12 protein-coding genes and 1 pseudogene are annotated in these 15,287 nt (G+C 69.4%); 9 read left to right on the top strand and 4 right to left on the bottom strand.

Annotated elements, in window-relative coordinates:
- Positions 1–56: 56 nt before the first annotated feature.
- Positions 57–1,221: pseudogene (locus ABTY98_RS04900) on the bottom strand (adenosine deaminase); the annotation flags it as partial.
- 485 nt (positions 1,222–1,706) lie between these two features.
- Here ABTY98_RS04900 and ABTY98_RS04905 point away from each other — a divergent pair.
- Positions 1,707–1,958: a DUF4190 domain-containing protein gene (locus ABTY98_RS04905; RefSeq protein WP_352219438.1), complete on the top strand. Its 252-nt coding sequence runs from the start codon at positions 1,707–1,709 to the stop codon at positions 1,956–1,958.
- Positions 1,959–2,052: 94 nt separating this feature from the next.
- Here ABTY98_RS04905 and ybiA read toward each other — a convergent pair whose 3' ends face one another.
- A complete protein-coding gene (gene ybiA / locus ABTY98_RS04910; RefSeq protein WP_352219439.1) occupies positions 2,053–2,622 on the bottom strand; it encodes a riboflavin biosynthesis intermediates N-glycosidase in 570 nt (189 codons plus the stop codon).
- 208 nt (positions 2,623–2,830) lie between these two features.
- Here ybiA and ABTY98_RS04915 point away from each other — a divergent pair, with 208 nt between their 5' ends.
- From ABTY98_RS04915 to ABTY98_RS04950, 8 genes are all read left to right on the top strand, one after another.
- Positions 2,831–4,366, top strand: a complete 1,536-nt coding sequence (locus ABTY98_RS04915; protein WP_352219440.1) for a gamma-aminobutyraldehyde dehydrogenase — start codon at positions 2,831–2,833, stop codon at positions 4,364–4,366.
- Positions 4,367–4,418: 52 nt separating this feature from the next.
- Complete coding sequence (locus ABTY98_RS04920; protein ID WP_352219441.1) at positions 4,419–5,654, top strand: ABC transporter substrate-binding protein; 1,236 nt, start codon at positions 4,419–4,421, stop codon at positions 5,652–5,654.
- A gap of 7 nt (positions 5,655–5,661) precedes the next feature.
- Positions 5,662–6,807, top strand: a complete 1,146-nt coding sequence (locus tag ABTY98_RS04925; protein ID WP_352219442.1) for an ABC transporter ATP-binding protein — start codon at positions 5,662–5,664, stop codon at positions 6,805–6,807.
- Complete coding sequence (locus tag ABTY98_RS04930; protein WP_352219443.1) at positions 6,807–7,736, top strand: ABC transporter permease; 930 nt, start codon at positions 6,807–6,809, stop codon at positions 7,734–7,736. Before ABTY98_RS04925 ends, ABTY98_RS04930 begins: the two co-directional genes overlap by 1 nt.
- A complete protein-coding gene (locus ABTY98_RS04935) occupies positions 7,737–8,537 on the top strand; it encodes an ABC transporter permease (RefSeq protein WP_352219444.1) in 801 nt (266 codons plus the stop codon).
- Between the two features lie 25 nt (positions 8,538–8,562).
- Positions 8,563–9,990 carry an NAD(P)/FAD-dependent oxidoreductase gene (locus tag ABTY98_RS04940; RefSeq protein WP_352219445.1) on the top strand — a complete coding sequence of 476 codons (1,428 nt, stop codon included), beginning with the start codon at positions 8,563–8,565 and terminating at the stop codon, positions 9,988–9,990.
- A 246-nt stretch (positions 9,991–10,236) separates the two neighbouring features.
- Positions 10,237–10,695, top strand: a complete 459-nt coding sequence (locus tag ABTY98_RS04945) for a hypothetical protein (RefSeq protein WP_352219446.1) — start codon at positions 10,237–10,239, stop codon at positions 10,693–10,695.
- Between the two features lie 202 nt (positions 10,696–10,897).
- On the top strand, positions 10,898–12,673 hold the full coding sequence (locus ABTY98_RS04950) for a chitinase (protein WP_352219564.1): 1,776 nt from the start codon (positions 10,898–10,900) through the stop codon (positions 12,671–12,673).
- Here the strand turns inward: ABTY98_RS04950 and ABTY98_RS04955 are convergent.
- Positions 12,612–13,490, bottom strand: a complete 879-nt coding sequence (locus tag ABTY98_RS04955) for a phosphatase PAP2 family protein (protein WP_352219447.1) — start codon at positions 13,488–13,490, stop codon at positions 12,612–12,614. The two genes, ABTY98_RS04950 and ABTY98_RS04955, sit on opposite strands and share 62 nt — an antisense overlap.
- Before the next feature lie 192 nt (positions 13,491–13,682).
- The gene (gene gabT, locus ABTY98_RS04960; RefSeq protein WP_352219448.1) at positions 13,683–15,017 is read right to left on the bottom strand and encodes a 4-aminobutyrate--2-oxoglutarate transaminase; all 1,335 of its coding nucleotides are present in this window, start codon (positions 15,015–15,017) and stop codon (positions 13,683–13,685) included.
- Positions 15,018–15,287: the final 270 nt, after the last annotated feature.

The raw sequence follows: 15,287 nt of genomic DNA on the forward strand, positions 1-15,287 counted from the left end.
TCTCAGGGCTCCGCGGCGGTTCTTCAGAGCCCGGGTCTTTCAGGGCCCGGGTCTTTTCAGGGGGCGAGCCAGGCCTTCGTGTACGCGTCGATCTCGGCCGAGATCCGCGCCTTGCCCGACTGGTCCAGGAAGGACGCCTCCACCGCGTTCCGGGCGAGGTCGGCGACACCGCGCTCGTCGAGGCCGAGGAGACGGGCGGCGACCGCGTACTCGTTGTTCAGGTCGGTGCCGAACATCGGCGGGTCGTCGGAGTTGACCGTGACCAGTACACCCGCGTCCACGAAGTCCCTGATCGGGTGCTCTTCGAGGGTGCGGACCGCGCGCGTGGCGATGTTGGAGGTCGGGCACACCTCCAGCGCGATGCGGTGCTCGGCCAGGTGGGCGAGGAGCTTCGGGTCCTGCGCGGAGCCGGTGCCGTGGCCGATGCGCTCGGCGTGCAGTTCGACGAGGGCGTCCCAGACCGTGCCGGGCCCCGTGGTCTCACCGGCGTGCGGGACGGAGTGCAGGCCGGCCGCGAGGGCCCGGTCGAAGTACGGCTTGAACTGCGGCCGGGGCACGCCGATCTCGGGGCCGCCGAGACCGAAGGAGACCAGGCCCTCCGGGCGGATCCGGTCGTCGGTCGCGAGCCGCACCGTCTCCTCGGCGGCCTCCAGGCCCGCCTCGCCGGGGATGTCGAAGCACCAGCGCAGCACGGTCCCGAACTCGGCCTCCGCCGCCTTCCGCGCGTCCTCGATCGCGTCCATGAAGGCGCCTGCGTCGATCCCGCGCCGGGTGGACGAGAAGGGGGTGATGGTCAGCTCGGCGTAGCGCACCTGCTGGCGGCCCAGCTCGCGGGCCACCTCATAGGTGAGCAGCCGGACGTCCTCGGGCGTGCGGATCAGGTCGACGACCGACAGATAGACCTCGATGAAGTGCGCGAAGTCCGTGAACGTGAAGTAGTCGGCGAGGGCCTCGGGGTCGGTGGGCACCTTGGAGTCGGGGTGCCGGGCGGCCAGTTCCGAGACGATACGCGGGGAGGCGGAGCCGACGTGGTGGACGTGCAGTTCGGCCTTGGGCAGCCCGGCGATGAAGGCGTGCACGTCGCGGAGGGCGGGTTCGGTGCGGCGGTCGGTCAAGGGTTCCTCCCCGGAACGGCGCGGGGCCGCCTTCGGCGGTGGTACGGCCGTGAACTGGCCCCTTGCGCGGTGATCGGCTGATCGGTGATTCCGGGTCATCGTAGGCCGCACCGGCGTTCGAGGTGGACGGGCCTTAGCATGACGGCGGCATACGTGCGGGAGAGGGGACATCGCGGGATGGCTGACGAGGCGCCGGAGGCTCCGAGGATACGGCTGGACAAGACGGCCGATGCGGGGGAGGGGGCCGGGGCGGAGGCGCCGGTGCCGCCGTCGGTCCATGACCAGCGGACGGTCGCGGCGATGCCGGGGGCGGAGGCCGACGTGGCCCCTCCGGCTGCGCCGGCGAACCCCTTTGCGGCGCCGGGGGCGGGGGCGTACGCGTCGCCCAGCCCGTACGCCCCGCCTGCACCGTCGTATCCGCAGAGTGCGGCTGTGCCTCCGCCGCCGATAGCTCCGGGCGGACCCGGTCAGGTTCCGTACGGGTACCCGGGGGCGCCGGCACCCGGTCCGGGGTATGGCTACCCCGGGCAACCGCTTCCGTCGTATCCGGGCGGGCCCGGGGGGTACGGCGGCTGGCCCGGTATACAGCCGATGCCCAACAACGGGCTGGGTACGGCCAGTCTTGTGACCGGGATCATCAGTGCGGTCGGCTTCTGCGCATGGCCGGTCGCGCTGGTGATGGGGGTGCTGGCCATCGTCTTCGGTTCGATCGGGCGGGCTCGGGTCAGGCGGGGGGAGGCCACGAACGGGGGCCAGGCGCTGGCCGGGATCATCTGCGGGTCGGCGGGGCTTGTTCTTGCTGTGGGGTCCTTCGTGCTGATCGTGGTGGCGAGCACCCACTAGCTCGGGTGGTTCGGGGGGTGGCCGGGTGCGGGTGGGGGTGGGCTGGTCGCGCCCACGCGGCGGTAGCCGCAGATCCAGTACAGCTCCGCGCCCCTTAGGCGATACCAGTTGCCCCCCGCAGCCTCTCCCGCGCCTCCATCAACGCGAACCCCAGCAGGTTCAGCCCCCTCCACCGCTCCGGATCCTCCGCTCCCGAATCCGTAGCCGCCAGGCCGATCCCCCACACGCGGTCCACCGGGCTCGCCTCCACCAGTACCCGGTCGCCGGTCCCCAGCAGGAACTCCCGCAGGGCCGGCTCGGCGGCGAACTTGTGCACGCTGCCGCGCGCCACGACGTCAAACCGCTCCCGCTCCCATATCGCCTCGTCGAAGTCGCGGACCAGTCGGCCCGCCTTCTTCGCGTCGGCGGGATGCGTGGCCGCCAGTACCCGACTCTCAGCGTCGGCGTCCCCGAACAGGCGGGCCTTTCCTGCCATCATCCAGTGCTCGGCGGTCGCGTACTCCACACCGTCGACCACGAAGCGTGACGGCCACCACTGGCTCAGGCAGCTCGCCGAGAGCTGTCCGTCCGGCCTCGGCCGGTGTCCCCAGAAGTGCAGGTACTTGATCCTGGCCCCCGCCTGGACCGCCCTGATCAGGGCCTCCACAGAATCGATCTTCGCCATGCACGCCAGTCTGGCAGGGACCACTGACACTCCGTCCCGCCTTTTCCTCCCTGACTCGACATCTGGTCGACAGATTCCGTCGCGTAACCAAAAGGCAACAACGGAATCACTTGTTGGACTCCCTCTGCTCTGTCAGGATCGGCAGTCAAATCCACCTGGAGCTACGCCACCCGCCTCTCGGACGGGGTGACGGCGGAGGAGAAGCGACATGGACGACCCGGGCACCGCCACCCCGGAGACCTTCCCCGCGCAGGAGCGGCTCTCGGGCGGCGCACAGTTCATCGCGGGACGGTTCAGCAAGGGCACGTCAGGCAGTACGCACGCCGTCGTCGACCCGGCCACCGGCGCGGACGTGTACACCTACGAGCTGGCCGGGACGGAGGACGTCGACCGGGCGGTGGCCGCCGCGCGGGACGCCTTTCCCGGCTGGGCCGGGGCGACCCCCGGCGAGCGGTCGGACGCGCTGCACCGCTTCGCCGCCGTGCTCGCCGACCGCGCGGATGAATTCTCCCGTGCCGAGTCCCTCCAGTGCGGCAAGCCGCTCAAGCTGACGCGTGAGTTCGACGTACCGGGGACCATCGACAACACCGCGTTCTTCGCGGGGGCCGCCCGGCATCTGCAGGGGCAGGCGGCCGGTGAGTACTCCGGCGACCACACGTCGTACATCCGCCGCGAGCCCATCGGTGTCGTCGGGTCGATCGCGCCCTGGAACTATCCGCTCCAGATGGCCGCCTGGAAGATCCTTCCGGCGATCGCGGCCGGCAACACCATCGTGCTCAAGCCGGCCGAACTCACCCCGCTCACCTCGCTGCTCTTCGCCGAGGCCACCACCCTCGCCGGTATCCCCGACGGTGTCGTCAACATCGTCACCGGGACCGGGAAGGTGGCCGGTGAGCATCTCGTCGGGCACCCCGACGTCGCCATGACCTCCTTCACCGGTTCCACCGGGGTCGGAAAGCGGGTGGCCGAGGTCGCGACGGCGACCGTGAAGCGGCTGCATCTGGAGCTCGGCGGCAAGGCGCCGTTCGTCGTGTTCGACGACGCCGATCTGGAGGCCGCCGTGCACGGGGCCGTCGCCGGGGCGCTCATCAACACCGGGCAGGACTGCACCGCCGCCACGCGCGCGTATGTGCAGCGGCCGCTCTACGAGGCCTTCGTCGAGCAGACGGCCGCGCTGATGGAGACCGTGCGGCTGGGAGACCCGTTCGCTCCCGGTACCGACCTCGGGCCGCTGATCTCGCACGCCCAGCGGGACCGGGTCGCCGGGTTCGTCGAGCGGGCGCGCGGCTACGCGCGCGTGGTGACCGGCGGCGAGCCACCGCAGGACGAGCTGAAGAGCGGTGCGTACTACCGGCCCACGTTGATCGCCGACGCCCCGCAGGACAGCGAGATCGTCCAGTCCGAGATCTTCGGTCCGGTGCTGGTCGTTCTGCCGTTCGACAGTGATGATGAGGGCATCCGGCTGGCCAACGACACCCCGTACGGTCTGGCCGCCTCCGCGTGGAGCAGCAGCGTCTACCGGGCGAACCGCGCGACCCGCGAGATCAAGGCGGGGTGCGTGTGGGTCAACGACCACATTCCGATCATCAGCGAGATGCCGCACGGCGGCTACAAGGCGTCCGGCTTCGGCAAGGACATGTCGGCGTACTCGTTCGAGGAGTACACCCAGGTCAAGCACGTAATGTTCGACAACACGGCGGTGGCGCGCAAGGACTGGCACCGCACGATCTTCGGGGACCGATAGTCATTCCTGCGGCCGCTCATCACGGCCCTCTTCCCGAAAGGGCATCTAGCGCATGAGGCAGTACGAGCCCGACCGCCCGACGCCGGTCGAAGTAGCCGCCATGCGGCGCAGCCTCCGCACCGGGCGGGCCGCCCTGGCCCGCCGGTCGCTCCTGGGAGGCGCGCTCGCGGTGGGCGGCGCCGGGGCGCTGAGCGCCTGCGGTATCCCCGCGGCCGGCAAGTCCCAGGGCGGCGTCTCCGCCGACGACCACTCGGCCGAGGAGAAGGTGGTCAACTTCTCCAACTGGCCCGAGTACATCGACGTGGACGACAGCGGGAAGAACCGTCCGACCCTTGACACCTTCCGCAAGCGGACCGGGATCACGGTCAAGTACACCGAGGACATCAACGACAACGACGAGTTCTTCGGCAAGATCCAGCCACAGCTCGCCGCGGGCCAGGACACCGGCCGTGACCTGGTCGTCCTCACCGACTGGCTGGCCGCCCGCATGATCCGGCTCGGCTACGTCCAGAAACTGGACGCGTCCAACCTGCCGCACGCCTTCGCCAACCTGTCGGACCAGTTCCGCAGCCCCGACTGGGACCCGGGCCGGGCCTACTCGTACCCCTGGCAGGGCATCTCGACCGTCGTCGCCTTCAACAAGAAGGCCCTCGACGGCGTCGAGGTGAAGTCGGTCTCCGACCTGCTCGACAACCCCGCGCTCAAGGGCCGGGTCGGCCTGCTGACCGAGATGCGCGACACGATCGGCATGACCATGCTCGACATGGGCATCGACCCGGCGAAGTTCACCGGCGACAACTACGACGCGGTGATCGCCCGGCTGCAGAAGGCCGTCGACAAGGGGCAGATCCGCCGGTTCACCGGCAACGACTACACCTCGGACCTCAGCAAGGGCGACCTGGCCGCCTGTGTCGCCTGGGGCGGCGACATCGTGCAGCTCCAGGCCGACAACCCGGATGTCGCCTACGTCATCCCGGACAGCGGCTACATGACGTCGACCGACAACATGCTGATCCCGAACAAGGCGCGTCACAAGACGAACGCCGAGCGGCTCATCGACTACTACTACGAGCCCGAGCAGGCCGCGGAACTCGCCGCCTACATCAACTACGTCAGTCCGGTCGCCGACGTGCAGCCGTACCTTGCCAAGATCGACAAGTCGGCGGCGACCAACCCGCTGATCGTTCCCGACAAGGCCATGCAGGCCAGGTCCCATGCCTTCCGCTCCCTGAGCTCGAAGGAAGAGACGGCCTACCAGCAGAAGTTCGCGAAGCTCACAGGGGCGTGACGACACCATGACGACAGACAGCAGCGGCGACGTCCGCCTCACCGGCATCGGCAAGACCTACGACAACGGCTTCACCGCCGTACGGCCGATGGACCTGACCGTGCCTCAGGGTTCCTTCTTCGCCCTGCTCGGTGCCTCCGGCTGCGGCAAGACCACCACCCTGCGCATGATCGCGGGGCTTGAGGAGCCGACCAGCGGCACCGTGCACCTCGGCGACCAGGACGTGACCCGTCTGCCGCCGCACAAGCGGCCGGTGAACACGGTCTTCCAGTCGTACGCTCTCTTCCCGCACCTCGACATCTTCGAGAACGTCGCCTTCGGTCTGCGCCGGCGCGGCATCAAGAGCGTGAAGAAGCAGGTCGAGGACATGCTCGACCTGGTCCAGCTGGGCGAGCAGGCGCGCAAGAAGCCGCACCAGCTCTCCGGCGGCCAGCAGCAGCGGGTCGCGGTGGCCCGCGCGCTCATCAACCACCCCAAGGTGCTGCTCCTCGACGAGCCGCTCGGCGCCCTCGACCTCAAACTGCGCCGTCAGATGCAGCTGGAGCTCAAGCGGATCCAGACCGAGGTCGGCATCACCTTCGTCCATGTCACACACGACCAGGAGGAGGCCATGACCATGGCCGACACGGTCGCCGTGATGAACGCGGGGCAGGTGGAGCAGCTCGGCTCGCCGACCGATCTGTACGAGAACCCCAACACGACCTTTGTCGCCAACTTCCTCGGCACGTCGAACCTGATCGAGGCCGAGGTCGACACGAAGAACGGCGACGACATCGTGGTGAAGGCCGGCGGCGGCAAGCTGGTGCTGCCCGAGGCACGATGTTCGGCGCCGACCAGGACGGGCGGCAAGGTGCTCGTCGGTGTCCGGCCCGAGAAGATCTCCCTCACCCACGCCGACGACGCCGGCTCGATCCCCGAGGATCGCAACCGGATCACCGGCAAGATCGCCGACGCCAGCTTCATCGGGGTCTCCACGCAGTACGTCATCGACAGCGCGGTCTGCCCCGAGTTCGAGGTGTACGTGCAGAACGTCGAGCGCGACGGGCGGCTCGTCCCGGGCGCCGAGGTCGTCCTGCACTGGAGCCCGGCCCACACCTTCGGTCTCGACGGTGCCCAGGACATCGACGCCGGCATCGAGGAGGAAGCCGCCTGATGGCCACGCTCTCCGAGGCGCCGCCGCCCCTGGCGCCCGCCGAACCCACGAAGAAGCCCCCGCGCAAGCGGGGCCGGTTCACGCCGTACTGGCTGCTGCTGCCCGGCATGCTCTGGCTGATCGTCTTCTTCGCGCTGCCGATGATCTACCAGGGTTCCACCTCCATCCAGACGGGTTCCCTGGAAGAGGGCTACAAGGTCACCTGGCACTTCGTGACCTACTGGGACGCGCTGAGCGAGTACTGGCCGCAGTTCCTGCGGTCCGTCTTCTACGCGGCTGCCGCGACCGTGCTGTGTCTGCTGCTCGGCTACCCGCTGGCCTACCTGATCGCCTTCCGCGCGGGCCGCTGGCGGAACCTGATCATGATCCTGGTGATCGCGCCGTTCTTCACCAGCTTCCTGATCCGCACCCTGGCCTGGAAGACGATCCTCGCCGACAACGGCCCGGTCGTGCACACGCTGAACTCGCTGCACATCCTGGACCTCACCAACTTCCTCGGCTGGACGGCCGGCGACCGGGTGCTGGCCACCCCGCTCGCGGTGGTGTGCGGACTGACGTACAACTTCCTGCCGTTCATGATCCTGCCGCTCTACACCTCGCTGGAACGGATCGACGGGCGGCTGCACGAGGCGGCCGGCGATCTGTACGCAAAGCCGTGGACGACCTTCCGCAAGGTCACCTTCCCGCTGTCGATGCCGGGCGTGGTCTCCGGCACCCTGCTGACCTTCATCCCGGCGGCCGGTGACTACGTCAACGCCGAACTCCTCGGCTCGACCGACACCCGCATGATCGGAAACGTGATCCAGACGCAGTTCCTGCGGATTCTCGACTATCCGACGGCGGCCGCGCTCTCCTTCATCCTCATGGCCGCGATCCTTTTCATGGTCACGATCTACATTCGCCGGTCCGGGACGGAGGATCTGGTCTAAATGCCCTTCGTCAACTGGCTCAAGAAGCGTCTCGTCGTCATCGCGGGACTGTTCACCCTCGGATATCTGCTGCTTCCGAACGTCATTGTCACGGTGTTCTCCTTCAACAAACCGAAGGGGCGCTTCAACTACGAATGGCAGCAGTTCTCGCTCGACGCCTGGAAGCAGCCGTGCGGAGTCGCCGACATGTGCGGCTCGCTCTCCATCAGCCTCCAGATCGCCGTCTGGGCGACCATCGGTGCCACGCTCCTCGGCACGATGATCGCCTTCGCGCTGGTCCGCTACCGGTTCCGTGCCCGTGGCGCCGTGAACTCGCTGATCTTCCTGCCGATGGCGATGCCCGAGGTCGTCATGGCGGCCTCGCTGCTCACCCTCTTCCTGAACATGGGCGCCCAGCTCGGCTTCTACACGATCCTGATCGCCCACATCATGTTCTGCCTCAGCTTCGTCGTCACCGCGGTCAAGGCGCGCGTGATGTCGATGGATCCGCGCCTGGAGGAGGCGGCCCGGGACCTGTACGCGGGCCCCGTCCAGACCTTCGTCAGGGTCACCCTTCCCATCGCGGCCCCCGGAATCGCCGCGGGCGCGCTGCTGTCCTTCGCGCTCTCCTTCGACGATTTCATCATCACCAATTTCAACGCGGGCTCCACCGTCACCTTCCCCATGTTCGTCTGGGGTTCGGCGCAGCGCGGCACGCCCGTGCAGATCAACGTCATCGGTACAGCCATGTTCCTGGTCGCCGTACTGCTCGTGCTGGTATCGATGCTCATCACCAACCGCCGCACCAGGCAAAAGGCGTAAAGAACTCTGTAGGGAGTTGAAAATCATGGCCCCAAGCGCCATGAGCCGTCAGGCAACCTGGACCAAGTCTCTCTCCGAAGCACAGCCGGTCCCGTACTGGCTCGAAGACCCCGGCAAGCCCCACCCCGAGCCCGCGCTCACCGGCGCCGACACCTGCGACCTGCTGGTCGTCGGCGGCGGATACAGCGGACTGTGGACCGCGCTCAACGCCAAGGAGCGCGACCCCGGGCGCGAGGTGGTCCTGCTGGAAGGCCGTGAGGTGGGCTGGGCCGCCTCCGGCCGCAACGGCGGCTTCTGCGCCGCCTCCCTCACCCATGGGCTGCCCAACGGGCTCGCCCGCTGGCCCGGCGAGATCCACCGCCTTGAGGAGCTGGGCCTGCGCAACCTCGACGAGATCGAGGCCGCGGTCGCCCGGCACGGCATCGACTGCGAGTTCGAGCGCACCGGCGAGATCGACGTGGCCACCGAGCCCTACCAGGCGTGGCACCTGCGCGACTGGCACAAGGAGCTGGAGCGGAAGGGCCTCGCGGACGGCATCGAGTTCCTCGACGCCGACGCCGTGCGCGAGCAGGTCGCCTCGCCCACCTTCGAGGCCGGCCTGTGGGACCGCCGGGGCGTGGCCATGCTCAACCCGGCCAAGCTCGTCTGGGGCCTCAAGCAGGCCTGCCTCGCCCTCGGGGTCCGGATGTACGAGCACACGCCCGCCCTGGACCTGAAGCCGTACGGCGCCGGCATGGCCGTACGCACCCCGTACGGCTCGGTCCGCGCCCGGCGGGTCGCGCTCGGCACCAACATCTTCCCGAACCTGCTCAAGCGGGTCCGCGCCTACACCGTGCCGGTCTACGACTACGCCCTGATGACCGAGCCGCTCACCGCCGAGCAGCTCGGCGCGATCGGCTGGAAGAACCGGCAGGGCCTCGGCGACTCGGCCAACCAGTTCCACTACTTCCGGCTGTCGGCGGACAACCGCCTCCTCTGGGGCGGCTACGACGCCATCCACCACTACGGCGGCCGGGTCCGCGCCGAGTACGACGACCGCCCCGAGACCTACGCCAAGCTCGCCGGGCACTTCTTCACCTGCTTCCCGCAGTTGGAGGGCATCCGCTTCACGCACGCGTGGGGCGGCGCGATCGACACCTGCTCCCGCTTCTCGGCGTTCTTCGGCACCGCCCATCAGGGGAGGGTGGCGTACGCGGCCGGGTACACCGGCCTCGGTGTCGGCGCGACCCGGTTCGGCGCCGATGTGATGCTGGACCTGCTGGCCGGCGAGGAGACCGAGCGCACCCGGCTGGAGATGGTCCGCAAGAAGCCGCTGCCGTTCCCGCCGGAGCCGTTCGCCTGGACGGGCATCGCCCTCACCAAGTGGTCGCTGGCGCGCGCCGACGCCCACGGGGGCCGCCGCAACCTGTGGCTGAAGGCGATGGACCGGCTGGGACTGGGCTTCGACAGCTGACCCGCCTGGTCATATGTACTGGCCCAGGTCGCCGGACCGGGCGGCCTGCCCGGCCTGCCCGGACTGTGCGGGGCCGGTCCCGCCGGCCTCCTCGCCCGCCCCGCCCCGGCCGGCGCGGGCGGCCTGCACGGCCTGATCCAGGTCACTCCAACGGGGTGGCGAAACCCGCGTAATGCCCTGGGAAGACCTCCCTCTCTCCACGTGACGCGACGCCCGCGTCGATGCGTGGGTCTGGGAGGTCTTCTGATGACTGGGGCGAAGACGGCGGTCGAATGGCTGGCATCCGTCGCACCTGACCCCGAGGCATGCCGCTGGGAATGGGAGCGCAACCCCCTGGGGATCGCGCTGCTGCCCGCAGGCAAGGCCTGGGACGTACTGATTCTGCCGGGCGAGCTCGGCTACCCCACCCTCGACGTGCTCACCCGCGTCCTCGACCGACCAGGGCCCGTCCTGGTCGACTTCGGGGACAACCGGGTGGGCTTCTTCGTGCCGCCCGGCACGGCCGCGCGGTGGCTCGGCACCGGGATCCGCACGGCGGGTGCCGGCACCTGGATCGTCGTGCCGTATCCCGGCCGGGCGACCCAGGGGGTGCGGTGGCTGGTGATGCCGGACGGGTCGGGGACGCTGACGGATCCGGGGCTGCTGGAGCTGGCGATGCACGAGGCCGCGGCCGGCTTGGCCGATGACTGGACGCCGTTCGCGTGAGGGTGTCGGTCGGCCGCGGCTTGGTTGTGGCTGGTCGCGCCCACGCCGCGGAACCGCACATGTCACAGCCCCGCGCCCCTACGGGGCGCTTTCCCGTAGGTCTTGACAAGTAAATTGGTCTGGACCAAGTTGAGCGCGCATCCCACCTCCAAATCCCCCATCCCCGGAGGCACTTGTGGTACGCGCCAGACCTGTCCTCACCATGCTCGCGGCCGGTCTGCTGGCCGTGTCCGGTATCACCGCGCTCTCGTCGGCCGCCCGTGCGGCCGACGCGGATCTCGCCGCCAACGGTGGCTTCGAGGCCGGCCTGACCGCCTGGAGCTGCACGGCGGGAAGCGGTACGACGGTCGGCTCACCCGTGCACAGCGGCGGCTCCGCGCTGCAGGCGACCCCGGCCGGCAGCGACAACGCCCAGTGCGCGCAGACGGTGACCGTACAGCCCAACGCGCAGTACACCCTGTCCGGTTACGTCCGCGGCTCCTACGTCTACCTCGGCGCGAGCGGGACCGGCACCACCGACGTCTCCACCTGGACCCAGTCCGCCCCCGACTGGCAGAAACTCACCACCACCTTCACCACCGGCGCCTCCACGACCAAGGTCACCATCTACACCCACGGCTGGTACGGCACCGGCGCCTACTACGCCGACGACATCTCCCTCGTCGGCCCCGGCGGCGCCACGGGCCAGCCACCCGCCGCACCGACAGGGCTGAAGACCGGCACGATCACGTCGTCCGGCGTGGCCCTGTCCTGGACGGCGGTCACCGGCGCCACCAGCTACGCCGTCTACCGGGACGGTGCGAAGGTCCAGACGGCGAGCGGGACTTCGGCCACGGTCGCCGGGCTCACACCCTCCACCGCGTACAGCTTCCAGGTAACCGCCGTGAACGGCTCCGGCGAGTCCGCGAAGTCGGCCGCGGTGACCGCCACGACCACCGCCGGCTCCTCCGGAGGCTCCACCGGCCTGCCCACCCACGCCCTGGTCGGCTACCTGCACGCCTCCTTCGCCAACGGCTCCGGCTACACCCGGCCGGCCGACGTCCCCGACAGCTGGGACGTCATCGACCTGGCCTTCGGCGAGCCGACCTCGGCCACCTCCGGGGACATCCGCTTCAACCGCTGCCCGGTGACGGAATGCCCGAACGTCGAGAGCGACGCCGACTTCAAGGCGGCCATCAAGGCCAAGCAGGCGGCCGGCAAGAAGGTACTGATATCGATCGGCGGCGCCAACGGCCAGGTCCAGCTGACCACGACCGCCGCCCGGGACACCTTCGTCTCCTCCGTCTCGAACATCATCGACACCTACGGTCTGGACGGCCTCGACATCGACTTCGAGGGCCACTCGCTGTCCCTGGACGCGAACGACACGGACTTCAAGAACCCGACGACCCCGGTGGTCGTGAACCTGATCTCCGCGCTGAAGACCCTGAAGGCCAAGTACGGCTCGAAGTTCGTGCTGTCCATGGCACCGGAGACCTTCTTCGTGCAGATGGGCTACCAGTACTACGGCACCGGCAAGTGGGGCGGCCAGGACCCGCGCTGCGGGGCGTACCTCCCCGTCATCCACGCCCTGCGCGACGACCTGACCCTGCTGCACGTCCAGGACTACAACTCGGGGCCGATCATGGGCCTCGACAACCAGTACCACTCCATGGGCGGCGCCGACTTCCACATCGCGATGACCGACATGCTGCTCACCGGCTTCCCGGTGGCGGGTGACGCCAACAACGTCTTCCCGCCGCTGCGCCCCGACCAGATCGCGATCGGCATGCCGGCCTCGACCAACGCGGGCAACGGCTATGTCGCCCCGGCCGAGGTCACCAAGACCCTGGACTGCCTGACGAAGAAGACGAACTGCGGCTCGTACACGACCCACGGCACCTGGCCGGCCATGCGCGGTCTGATGACCTGGTCGGTCAACTGGGACCGGTTCTCGAACTGGGAGTTCCAGCGGAATTTCGACGCGTACTTCGGGTGAGCAGCAACCGCAGTGCCGTCAGCAGGGCCGTGCACAGGCACCAGCTGGCCGCCACGTCCAGCGGCCAGTGGTAGCCGCGGCGGACCAGCCCGTAGGAGACGGCGAGGACGAGGGTCGCGCAGACGGCCACGAGGGTGCGGCGGGCGGCGCGGGAGTGGAGCCAGGGGAGGAGGAGCAGGGTCGCGGAGCCGTATGCGATCGCCGCCGTCGCCGTGTGGCCGGAGGGGAAGTAGCCGACCGCCGGGGGCACCACCGGGGTCCCCGGACGGGCGGTCCAGTCCTTGACCGGCACGATGATCGCGGGGACGAGGGCCATCAGGACGGCGGCCGCGGTGGGCGGCAGCCACCAGCGGTCTGTACCAGTGGAACGGCCGCGCCAGGCGACGTATCCGATGACGAGCACCAGGACCGGGACCGCGACCGGCATGTTCCCGAGGTCGGAGAGGAGCTCGGAGAACCGGTCCGGGTGGACGAGTGCGCTGCTCAGACGGCTGTCCAGGCGGAGCAGGGGGCCGTGGGCCACGACCTGCCAGGTGATCAGCGCGAAGAGAAGGGCCGGAAGGCCCAGGAGTCCCGCGAGGGGAAGGAGAAGGAAGGAGGTCGGCCGCCCCGGAACAGGGGGGGTGGTTCCGGGGCGGCCGTCCGGATCGGAATGTCGCGCGCCCCGGGGGGTTTGGGGCGAGCGACCGTCCGATCGGTGAGGAGATCCGGAACCAGAGGCACCGGTTGTGTGCGCGAGGGCACGACCAGGTCGAAGCTGGGGAGGCCCCGGCCTGAAATCGCCCACAGTCCCCTGTGGGCGGGGTGTATCTCTCATCTGGTTAGAACCTACGGCAGGGTCAGGCGTGGCGACAGGCGGAATCGCGTCCCGTCATCCACCTCGCACACCTTCTTCACACGGCCTGACGGGGGCCGCCCCAGCCCCCCACATAACGCCAGGTGGGAGGCGAGGGACGGCTGTGACACAGGGGTTCGACACCCTCTGAGCGGGCTGCGAGAAGCCTGTGGCTCAGATCCGAGCGAAGGCCTGCTCGATGATGTCGAGGCCCTCGTTGAGGAGGTCCTCGCCGATGACCAGCGGCGGCAGGAAGCGCAGCACGTTGCCGTAGGTGCCACAGGTCAGGACCAGCAGGCCCTCCTGGTGACAGGCCTTGGCGAGGGCGGCGGTCGCCTCCGGGTTCGGCTCCTTGGTCGTACGGTCCTTGACCAGCTCGATGGCGATCATCGCGCCGCGGCCCCGGACATCGCCGATGACGTCGAACTTCTCGGCCATGGCGGACAGGCGCGGCTTCATGATCGCCTCGATGGCCTTCGCCTTGGCGTTGAGGTCCAGCTCCTTCATGGTCTCGATGGCACCGAGCGCACCGGCGCAGGCGACCGGGTTGCCGCCGTAGGTGCCGCCGAGGCCGCCCGAGTGCGCGGCGTCCATGATCTCGGCGCGACCGGTGACGGCGGCCAGCGGCAGACCACCGGCGATGCCCTTCGCCGTGGTGATCAGGTCCGGGACGATCCCCTCGTCCTCACACGCGAACCACTGACCCGTACGGCAGAACCCGGACTGGATCTCGTCGGCGACGAACACGATGCCGTTGTCCTTGGCGAACTGGCTGATCGCCGGCAGGAAGCCCTTGGCGGGCTCGATGAAGCCGCCCTCGCCGAGCACCGGCTCGATGATGATCGCCGCCACGTTGTCCGCGCCGATCTGCTTGTTGATCATGTCGATGGCCTGGGCGGAGGCCTCGGCACCGGCGTTCTCCGGGCCGGTGAGCCAGCGGTAGCCGTACGCCACCGGTACCCGGTACACCTCGGGCGCGAAAGGCCCGAAGCCGTGCTTGTACGGCATGTTCTTGGCGGTCAGCGCCATGGTGAGGTTGGTCCGGCCGTGGTAGCCGTGGTCGAACACGACGACCGCCTGCCGCCCGGTGTAGGCGCGCGCTATCTTGACGGCGTTCTCGACGGCCTCGGCACCGCTGTTGAACAGCGCGGACTTCTTGGCGTGGTCACCCGGGGTGAGCTCGGCCAGCGCCTCGGCGACGGCCACATAGCCCTCGTACGGGGTGACCATGAAACAGGTGTGGGTGAAGTCGGCCAGCTGGGCGGCGGCCCGGCGTACGACGGCCTCGGCGGAGGCGCCCACGCTGGTCACCGCGATACCCGAACCGAAGTCGATCAGACGGTTGCCGTCGACGTCCTCGATGATGCCGCCGCCCGCGCGGGCGGTGAACACCGGCAGCACGGAACCGACGCCCTGCGCGACCGCGGCGGTGCGGCGGGCCTGCAGCTCCTGCGACTTGGGGCCGGGGATGGCGGTGACGACGCGGCGCTCCTGCGGAAGTGCGGTCATGGGGGGCTCCCTGATGAATCGTGCGTTCCGGGGCGCTGTGCGTGTCCGGCGGCCCCGGGGCGGCTCCGGCGGTGCGTATCCGGACGCTTTCCTTCTTTCTTCGCAGGCTAGGTCCGGGTGTGGGACGTGGGCATGCTCCATGTGGGTGTTGTCAGGCGGTGCCATTGTCCGCGGTGGACATAGCGAGGGCGACCGGTCGGCCGTTCACCGGGCCGGGAGACGGCACAGCGCCGGTGCGGGTGACCGGCGATCCGCGGACGGCCGTCCCGG

This window comes from Streptomyces sp. NPDC096040 (genome assembly GCF_040303265.1).
GTDB lineage: Bacteria > Actinomycetota > Actinomycetes > Streptomycetales > Streptomycetaceae > Streptomyces.

Excerpts from the sequence above, each read along its gene's own strand:
- ABTY98_RS04905 (WP_352219438.1), top strand. The coding sequence starts at position 1,707 with ATGCCCAACAACGGGCTGGGTACGGCCAGTCTTGTGACCGGGATCATC.
- ybiA (WP_352219439.1), bottom strand. The coding sequence starts at position 2,622 with ATGGCGAAGATCGATTCTGTGGAGGCCCTGATCAGGGCGGTCCAGGCG.
- ABTY98_RS04915 (WP_352219440.1), top strand. The coding sequence starts at position 2,831 with ATGGACGACCCGGGCACCGCCACCCCGGAGACCTTCCCCGCGCAGGAG.
- ABTY98_RS04920 (WP_352219441.1), top strand. The coding sequence starts at position 4,419 with ATGAGGCAGTACGAGCCCGACCGCCCGACGCCGGTCGAAGTAGCCGCC.
- ABTY98_RS04925 (WP_352219442.1), top strand. The coding sequence starts at position 5,662 with ATGACGACAGACAGCAGCGGCGACGTCCGCCTCACCGGCATCGGCAAG.
- ABTY98_RS04930 (WP_352219443.1), top strand. The coding sequence starts at position 6,807 with ATGGCCACGCTCTCCGAGGCGCCGCCGCCCCTGGCGCCCGCCGAACCC.
- ABTY98_RS04935 (WP_352219444.1), top strand. The coding sequence starts at position 7,737 with ATGCCCTTCGTCAACTGGCTCAAGAAGCGTCTCGTCGTCATCGCGGGA.
- ABTY98_RS04940 (WP_352219445.1), top strand. The coding sequence starts at position 8,563 with ATGGCCCCAAGCGCCATGAGCCGTCAGGCAACCTGGACCAAGTCTCTC.
- ABTY98_RS04945 (WP_352219446.1), top strand. The coding sequence starts at position 10,237 with ATGACTGGGGCGAAGACGGCGGTCGAATGGCTGGCATCCGTCGCACCT.
- ABTY98_RS04950 (WP_352219564.1), top strand. The coding sequence starts at position 10,898 with ATGCTCGCGGCCGGTCTGCTGGCCGTGTCCGGTATCACCGCGCTCTCG.
- ABTY98_RS04955 (WP_352219447.1), bottom strand. The coding sequence starts at position 13,490 with ATGAGAGATACACCCCGCCCACAGGGGACTGTGGGCGATTTCAGGCCG.
- gabT (WP_352219448.1), bottom strand. The coding sequence starts at position 15,017 with ATGACCGCACTTCCGCAGGAGCGCCGCGTCGTCACCGCCATCCCCGGC.